The sequence below is a fragment of the Candidatus Hydrogenedentota bacterium genome, from assembly GCA_018005585.1.
Lineage (GTDB): Bacteria > Hydrogenedentota > Hydrogenedentia > Hydrogenedentales > JAGMZX01 > JAGMZX01.
The window spans coordinates 2,444-7,123 of record JAGMZX010000213.1; the positions used below are offsets into that span (position 1 = coordinate 2,444).

Here is a 4,680-nt window from a genome sequence, read left to right on the forward strand (position 1 = left end):
TGCTGCCGGACCGTACGTTCGCCCCGTTGCAGGACAGCGACCGCCTTGCCCTCAGCGACGACCGCTGGTTCTACGAGGTCGCGTTCCGGCGCTACCGCGAGCCTCGCTTCGCCTCACTGGCGGGGCCGCGCCCGCGCGATGAGGCGCTCCTCCACAAGTCCGAGGACCTGCCCGAATCCCGGGCACTCGGCCTCGAGGCGGCTGCGCTCGCGTTGTTCCTCGGTGCGGAGACGCTGCCGGAACCGCCCGCTCCGCTGGAATGGAGGTCGTCGAATGACCCGGGTGAAGGCCTTGCCGTTCTGCGCGGCCAAGAAAACCAGACGGTGCTCCTCCTGGAATACGGTCCCGCGCGAGCGGGGCATGTGCAACCCGCAAAACTGAATATTGTGCTGTACGCAGCCGGCGATATCCGCCTTGTCGATCCCGGCCGCGCACCCTACGGCCATCCGCTGCATCAGGGATGGTTTCGACAGACGCTTGCGCACAACACCGTTGTCGTGGATGAATCGTGCCAGCAGCCCGCTCAGGGCAGCCTGCGCGTCTTCGCCACGGGACCCGAGTGGTCGCTGGTCCGTGCCGCATCCGATGGAGCCTATCCGGGTGTTCTCCTTGATCGCACGGTGCTGCTCTACGACAACATCGTTGTCGACGTGTTTCGGGCATTCTCAAACGCGCCGCGCACCTTCGACCTGCCCCTCCATTTCAAGGACCCGGTTCCCGAGCCGCCCGAAACCACGCCAATCGACCGTCTTCCCAGTGCCCCGGGATACCGGGAACTCCGCGAAGTCCGGCTTGCGGCCGCATCATGGCGCGAGTTCTTGGTCAAGACCGGCACGGAGCATCGCCTGCACGTTTCCATGCTCGACCACAGCGAGGTCTGGCTCGCCGATGGACCCTGTTCGCCCGGCAGGACCGAGGGCGTACCGGTGGTGATCCGGCGCCGGCAAGGCACGGAATCGCTGTTTATCACGGTACTCCAGGTGTTGGCAAGCGGAGCCCCTCCATGTCCTGCGGCGATACGCGAGGATGGTACGGTGTTCGTGGGCGACAATGCGGACGAGGGCCTGTCGCTTCGTGTTGAGAGAGGCAACGTTACCGTTACCGGCGCCTCGCGCACCTGGCGCTATCCGTGCGAAGGTGAAGCCGGGTAACCCCGCCGCCCAGGCCCCCCCTTCTTGGACGCCTTTACCCGCGCGAACGCAGGTGGCACAATGCGCGCCAGGAGGATTCGCACATGCACCTGCACCATCAACCGGCATGCGTCATCGTGTGCGCACTGTTGTTCTTGACGGGAGACGTGACCATGGCCGCCGACAACTGGCACGAAAACGCCTTCTTTGGACTGCACTTTGACCTGCACCCAAACGCGAGCGACACGGAGCTCGGCCGCGAAACGACCTACGAGCACGTCCGTGAGATGTTGGAGCTCGTCAGACCCGATTTTGTCCAATACGACTGCAAGGGCCATCCCGGATACACGGGCTACCCGACCAAGGTGGGTTCTCCCTCGCCGGGCATCGTGAACGACGCACTCGGCATCTGGCGCGAAGTCACGCGCGACCTCGGCATTCCCCTGTCCATCCACTATTCCGGCGTCTGGGATACGCGCGCCATCGAGACGCACCCCGAATGGGCCCGGGTCAACGCCGGCGGCACGCCGGACCCCAACAACACCTGCCGGCTCAGCGGTTACGACGAAGAACTCATGATCCCCCAGCTCATCGAAGTCATTCGCGAATACGACATCGACGGCATGTGGATCGACGGCGAGAACTGGGCGAGCCGTCCTTGCTGGTGCGACCGCTGCAAGCAGGCATTCACTGACGCGACAGGCATCACGGAAATCCCCTCAAAAGCAGACGACACGTCTTGGTTCGAGTGGCTCGCGTTCCAGCGCCGACTGTTTACGCGCCACGTCGTCAACGTCGTCACCGCGGTCCACCAGGTCAAGCCTTCATGCATGGTCACAAGCAACTGGATGTACAGCGTGCGGCAGCCCGAACCGATGGAAGCGCCCATCGACTACATCAGCGGCGATTTTGACCCTTCCTTTGGCCCGGAACGGGCCTGCGCCGAGGCGCGTTTCATCTCCAGCCGCGGCAAGCCTTGGGACCTCATGGCCTGGAGTTTCCTGAACACCGGCGGCCAAGGATGGACCTTCAAGACGGTTCCGCATCTGTGCCAGGAGATTTCGGTTGTGCTTGCACAGGGCGGGTCCGTGTTCATCTACGACACGCCGCAGCGCTCCGGCCGCCTCACGCGCTGGCATCAGGAACTGCTCGGCCAGGTAGCCAGCTTCTGCCGCAAGCGCCAGGAATTCTGTTTTCGCACCGAAACCCTGCCCCAGGTCGCGTTACTGCACGGCGAGACATCCTATTACAGGAACAACGACCCGCTCTTCAATTTCGGCGCTGCAAACCAGGCCATGGAAGGCGCGCTGCACGCGCTGCTCGAAAACGGCTACAGCGTTGATATTCTCAACGAGCAACGCCTGCTGGAAAGCCTCTCCGATTACCCGGCGGTGGTCGTCGCGGAACAGGAACATGTGCCCGACAACGTCAAGCAAGCCCTCCAGGAATACGTGAAGCGGGGCGGGCGTCTTTTGCTGAGCGGCGCGCACGTTGCGGGACAATACGGAGAACTGGCGGGCGTGGCCCCGCGCACCGGCGAAACTTACGGAGGCTGGGTCCCCGCCGACAACGGCGCGGCCACTGTCGGCGGCGCGTTTCAAGCGGTCAGCCTGACCACCGGACAGACGCTGGCTCCGCTCCTGTCCCAGCAAGAACCGGAGCTAAACCAGCGCGACACCGCCGCGGCCACTGTCAATCAATTCGGAGCGGGTGTCGTCGCGGCGATCCACGGCCCGGTATTCCAGAGCTATCACCAATCCCATTATCCGCGTTTGCGGCGCTTCATCGGCGACGTTTTCCAGGCGCTTGACGCGAAGGCCTTGGCCCGGCTCGCGGGACCGTGGTGGATCGAGATGGCCGCGCGGCGCTCGGAAGGCGCGCTCCTTATCCAATTCGTGAACCGTTCCGCGGCGGGGTACCTCTCGCCGAACCGGCACACCGTAGAGCACGTACCGGACGCAGGCCCCTTCACGGTTACCGTCCCATTGCCCAAACGCCCGCGCCGGTGCCGGATGGCGCCCGATGAGACCGGGCTCGAGTGGACATGGAAAGAAGGCGTGCTTACGGCGAAGGTTGACGGCCTTGCCATTCACAATGTGCTCGTGATAGAGCCGTAACCTTTTTCAATGGCTCAGGGCGCGCGCGTAGTTCTCGGTGACGGCCGCCCAATTGATGAGATTGTCCAGGACGGCTTCGGTGTACTTCGGGCGCGCATTGCGATAGTCGATGTAGTATGCGTGCTCCCACACGTCGATGGTCCATAACGCCGTCTGCCCGTGCTTCATCGGCAAGTCGGCGTTTGACGTCTTTGTGACCTTCAGCGCGCCTCCCTCAAGGACAAGCCACGCCCAACCCGACCCGAATTGCGTGACCGCCGCGTTTGCCAGTTGCTCCTTCAGGGCCGAAACGGACCCGAAGTCACGCGCAATCGCCTCGGCCAGCGCGGTGCCCGGCGCGCCCCCGTCGGGGCTGAGCCCGTTCCAATAGAACGTGTGGTTCCAAACCTGGGCTGCGTTGTTGAAGATGGCTCCATCTGAACCCAGGATAAGGGCCTCCAGCGGTTTGTCCGCGTCGGAAGTGCCCTCCAGCAACTTGTTCAGATTCGTCACATACGCGTGATGGTGCTTGCCGTGATGGTACTCGAGCGTCTCGGCGCTGATGACAGGTTCCAGTCCATTCGGGGCATACGGAAGCGGCGGTAATGCAATGGCCATACTGTGACCCCCATGCTGTGCCGCATGGATTTCCCTCTGCGGCGTGTTGTTACTCCGTGTCTATTCTAAGCATGCCCCACGCTCGCGTCAATGCGCGGCGGACGGCGTCATTTCCGGCATGAGCGGGCTTACCAGCATCAGCAGCGCCCACGCAACCAGGCATGCAACCAGGGCGGAAATCAGGCCAACTTTGAACCATTGGAAAAAACGCATGCCGATCCGGCTGTGTTTTTCAAGCAGACCCAGCGCCACGATGTTCGCCGTGCTCCCGATCATAGTGATGTTGCCCCCAAAACATGCGCCGAACAAGAGCGCCCACCACAGCGGCATGGCGCTCACCTCTTTCCCCAGTTCTTTGATCACGGGACTGAACGCGGCCACGAAAATGACATTATCCACGAACGCGGAGCCTATGGCCGCCGTCGCCATAATCACCGGCACGAGCACCCCGACGGTCCGGCCGAATCCCTGGGCCAGCTTTTGCGCGGCGAATTCCGTAACGCCTGTATGCTCGAGCGTGCCGGCCACGGCAAAAAGCAGCATGAAAAAAAGCAGCGTCCACCAGTCCACCTCCGCCTCCACGTAATGCCGCGCCCGTTCATGCCGCACTATCATGATCACGCCAGAGCACATCAGGGGCGCTACGAGCAGAATGCTGTTCTGCGCCAGTCCCAGCTTGCCCTCCAGCCAGCGATGCGACGCGATGAATCCGATTGTCAGCACCAGCACGACGACTCCACTCCGGTGCGGCACCTCCACCGAAGGGGCCAGGCTCAGATGCCGGCTCAGCCGTTCGCGCAGTTTTTCGTCAAACAGCTTCAACTCGCGCCGGTACC

Annotated in this window: 4 protein-coding genes; 2 read left to right on the forward strand and 2 right to left on the reverse strand. The window is 63.0% G+C overall.

From position 1 onward, the window contains the following. Together KA184_22220 and KA184_22225 are read left to right on the forward strand one after the other, a co-directional pair. Positions 1-1,151: heparinase II/III family protein (locus tag KA184_22220; GenBank protein MBP8132306.1), on the forward strand; the 1,151-nt coding region annotated here is incomplete at its 5' end. An 83-nt stretch (positions 1,152-1,234) separates the two neighbouring features. Beyond that, complete coding sequence (locus tag KA184_22225; protein ID MBP8132307.1) at positions 1,235-3,247, forward strand: hypothetical protein; 2,013 nt, start codon at positions 1,235-1,237, stop codon at positions 3,245-3,247. Positions 3,248-3,253: 6 nt separating this feature from the next. Here KA184_22225 and KA184_22230 read toward each other — a convergent pair whose 3' ends face one another. Both KA184_22230 and KA184_22235 read right to left on the reverse strand, forming a co-directional pair. Beyond that, positions 3,254-3,844, reverse strand: a complete 591-nt coding sequence (locus KA184_22230; GenBank protein ID MBP8132308.1) for a superoxide dismutase — start codon at positions 3,842-3,844, stop codon at positions 3,254-3,256. An 87-nt stretch (positions 3,845-3,931) separates the two neighbouring features. Then, positions 3,932-4,680 (reverse strand): hypothetical protein (locus tag KA184_22235; GenBank protein ID MBP8132309.1); only part of this gene is annotated, 749 nt, incomplete at its 5' end.